Source organism: Microcystis sp. M53603_WE2, from assembly GCF_030065435.1.
This window is the reverse complement of record NZ_JASJFF010000637.1, coordinates 1-3,855: the sequence shown is the minus strand read 5'-3', so window position 1 is coordinate 3,855 and position 3,855 is coordinate 1. Positions and strand designations below refer to the sequence as shown.

The following is a 3,855-nucleotide window of genomic DNA, read 5'->3' as shown; positions in this document are numbered from 1 at the left end:
TCATAATAAATTTGGCAGAGGATTAAAGATTAGTTATTGTGACTAACTCTTTTGGTTAGAACAAGATAAACTTGAGAATCTTCGGTCAAATTTATTGACTCAAAATCAGCTATACTTAATTTAAATGAAACAGCCCTACCCTTGCCCCCCCCCGACGTCGGGGGGGGCAAGGGGGACTATCGTAGGGCATACGAAAAGTAACGCGCAAGCGTGAGAACCACCTCTGGGTTGGATAACGCAAGGCATCTAATTTAAGTGGACTCGTTGAACTAAGAATCCCGAAGCGCTTAGTGCGACGGGATTGTCAAATAACTTCAAATTTTCGTGAGTGTTCACTTATCAGTAATCAGTTATCAGTTATCAGTTATCAGTGATCAGTTATCAGATTTAAGTTTACCGATCTCCCCACTTCCCCACTTCCCCAATTCATAATTCATAACTAACGAATGGGTTTAGCTAAATCACCGACTTTAAAACCATTACCGGTAATGATGCGACCGACGCTAGATTGACCATCAGCTTCGACAATTTCGAGAGTGCCAATCGGTTGAGTAATCTGACGGATAACCTTACCCGTTTGCGGATCCTTGACCGTTTGAGTCGTCCGTTCGATGGAAATGCGTAAACCGACACGATAACCTTCTCCCGTACCTTTATTGAGAATTACCTGATTTCCCGCCACGGCAGCCACTAAAGCGGTGACAGTCGGGAGCGAGCGAGGTGTAGCGGCGATTTGGTCGGCTTTATCATTGAGATTATCCACCACCCGCGCCACTGCCTTATCGGTGGCAATACTGAGTAATTTCCCTTCATTGGAAGTTTGGGAACCACCCCCAACGCCTAAAACCACGGTTGAACCATCGGATTGATTGGCAGTACCATCTCCCTGAGCGGTGGTAATAATTTCGGCCGTGGTGGTATTAATTGCCCGGACATTCAACTTGACAAAAGCATCGGTTTCTGTCTTGGCAGTGCTAAAAATAATAAACGAGCCACCGGATTGTTTTTTTTGTAAATCGAATTGGGTAATCGAACCGATAATCACCACATCTACCCCCAAAATTTGCCCGATTTGAGCAGCGGTAGCGGCATCTACCCGTCCCGAAGCCCCCAAATTCTGTTCTCTAAGGACGGCATCAATGCGACTGCGCTCAATGACTGTATAGCGACCACTTTCCACCAATTTATTGACGAGAATATCACTGACACCACTGGCTCCACCATTGAGAAATGTTAACCACTGGGGATTACTGAGACCGCTATAATCGAAGTCTAAAACCGCTACTCGCACCTTTTCGCTTTTTTGGGCTAAGAGTAATGGTAAATTGTTAGAGATAGCTTGGGAGAAAGCCGGTGCGTTAAAGCTAAAACCCAAACTAGAAGCGACTCCCACAAGGGTGATTAGGGCAGAAAAACCACGGATAGTATCTCGATCGAACATGATAATGAGTTCTCCAGTCAAATAGAATATAGCTCATAATACATCTGAAAATTGCTCTAACTATCGAGAGGGAGAATTTTGAATGGCAGTAATTAAACCTCTCACTTCCTCGGTTCCCTCGGAAGCTTCAAAGGAAGTGGGAAATTTACCCTTAGCAATCATCCGCAATCCCAAGGGGGCAATACTTAATAAACCCTGTAAATCGCGCCAATAATTGCCCAGCACATAGAGGCCGAATTTGCGTTCATCCACCCATCCCCCTGCTTTGACTAATTCCACTAAAACTTTCCGGTGACGAATGGGACGACTACTATCGGCCGACTTGCGAGCGAGTATTTCCTGTTTAATTTTACCGATCTGATCCATAGGAGCCACTTCCATAGGACAAACCGCATTACAGAAATAGCAACGGGTACAACCCCAAACCCCTGCGGTGCCTTGGTTATAAAGTTCTAGGCGACTTTCCTGATTACCATCGCGGGAATCTGCTAGGGTGCGCTGCGCTTTTGCTAAAGCGTGGGGACCGACAAAATCGGGATTGACTTGCTTGGCGTTACATTCCGAATAACAGGCCCCGCACATAATGCAGTTACCCATCTGATTGAGATTGGCTCTTTCTTCTGGAGTTTGCAGAAATTCTCGTTCGGGAATGCTACGTGCTTGACTACTAATATAAGGTTCAACTTTTTCTAAATCGTCCCAAAACGGTTGCATATTGACAATTAAATCCCGGATAATCGGTAAATTACCCAGAGGGGCGATCGTGATTTCGGGAATTTCTCCGGCATCTTTTTGGCTACAATGGTTTAATTCACTGGCGATATTTTGTTGACAAGCCAAGGCCGAACGACCGTTAATTTTCATCGCACAGCTGCCACAAATTGTATTGCGGCAATTTTTACGAAAGGCCAAAGTTCCATCAAGTTCCCATTTGATGCGATTAAGGCAGTCGAGAATTGTATTTCCCGCCTCCACCTCTAGGGTAAAATTTTCTAGGTAGGGGGTGTCGTTGGGTCGTTGACGCAGAATTTTAAAAGAAACTTCCATACTCGGCACGGGGATGAGGGACTCCTAATACTCAGGATAATCGATGTTAACGGGCCAAAGGGGAGCTAGTAATGGTAATTAATCCTTAAGATTTTCCCCGGTCGGTTGAGCCAAGGGGTGGGTATCTAGGCCTAATGATAGATGGGGAAGTCGCTCGAAAACAGTTTAATCACCCCGGATTTGCTGCTCTGGGTCATTAGTTTTTTGCCAACTCCAACCACAATTATAGTTGCTCAATTCCTTGCTAGGTATAGCTTTATCGGTTTTATGGCCTTACTTTCTCCCCCCTGTTTTCCTCCCACCCGACCAAAAATTGCCAGAGTCTTGACCAAAAATTTCCCCTCCCCCACAAGGTTTACACTTACTACCTAGTCCGGGGTCTTCTTACCACGATTGTCATCACCGAACCATCAGTTTTAAAAAATTTATTATTCCCCTCTAGACATTTTTGGCGAGATTTTTGGTATGATCAATTTGTCAGTGTAAACTTAATTGACAGTCAGTCAAAAATCAAGGAACATTAAAAAGTACCATGAGTGATGTCTCTCCTACTCCCCTAACCGGGAAAGCTCTACTTCAAAAAGTCAAAGAGTTATCCCACTTACCCCGTCGCGAAACGGCAAAACGTTGTGGTTACTACTCTCAAAGTAAAGATGGTCAGGTTCGGGTCAATTTAACCGACTTTTACGATGCTGTTTTGGGTGCAAAAGGGGTTCCTCTTGATCCCGAAGGCACTAAAGATGGCCGCGGCCGCGAACCCACTTTCCGGGTTAGTGTCCATAAAAATGGTCAAATCGTCATCGGTTCCACCTATACCGAACAAATGAACTTGCAGCCTGGCGATGAGTTTGAAATCAAACTTGGCTACAAGCACATCCACCTCAAACAAACGGAATCAGAAGAACCGGTAGAAGCTTAAATAGGTTACGGAGTAGGGATAAGGAAAAAAAAATCGGCAGTCAAAAGGGCTAATTTTGACAGGACCGACCAAAAAGACAATATAGATTCTTATCCCTAATTCTAACCCCTGACCGCCTCTTTCATCAACTCGAGGGGTTTTCCTTAAGCACTTTTTCTTCTTTTTCGCAACCCCCTAGGGATGGATTTTTGTTGGAGCTAGGCTTTATCAGGGCAAAGTTCCACAGTTATTCTGTCCCTGGAGGGTTTGTTGTTTTAGCCATCAGGAGACTCCGAGACAGGAGACTCCGAGACAGGAGACTCCGAGACAGGAGATTATTTCTATTTAGGGTTTGCTGAATAATGGTAAAACCCTTTTAAAATAAAGCTTTTGACCTGTTAAAGTCCGATGTTCATGCTGCGAAAATAGGATTGGGACGTTCAAAAACCTTGCATTATCCTTCTTGTAG

The 3,855-nt window shown here is 44.6% G+C and carries 3 protein-coding genes; 1 reads left to right on the top strand and 2 read right to left on the bottom strand.

Annotated elements, in window-relative coordinates; genetic code table 11:
- Nucleotides 1-439: 439 nt before the first annotated feature.
- Together PX481_RS13560 and PX481_RS13555 are read right to left on the bottom strand one after the other, a co-directional pair.
- Nucleotides 440-1,441: a CsgG/HfaB family protein gene (locus tag PX481_RS13560; protein WP_288094744.1), complete on the bottom strand. Its 1,002-nt coding sequence runs from the start codon at nucleotides 1,439-1,441 to the stop codon at nucleotides 440-442.
- 60 nt (nucleotides 1,442-1,501) lie between these two features.
- Nucleotides 1,502-2,488, bottom strand: coding sequence for a succinate dehydrogenase/fumarate reductase iron-sulfur subunit (locus PX481_RS13555; protein WP_288094743.1), 987 nt, complete (start codon nucleotides 2,486-2,488; stop codon nucleotides 1,502-1,504).
- Between the two features lie 532 nt (nucleotides 2,489-3,020).
- On the opposite strand from PX481_RS13555, the gene PX481_RS13550 reads away from it, so the two are divergent.
- On the top strand, nucleotides 3,021-3,407 hold the full coding sequence (locus PX481_RS13550) for an AbrB family transcriptional regulator (protein ID WP_002759727.1): 387 nt from the start codon (nucleotides 3,021-3,023) through the stop codon (nucleotides 3,405-3,407).
- Nucleotides 3,408-3,855: the final 448 nt, after the last annotated feature.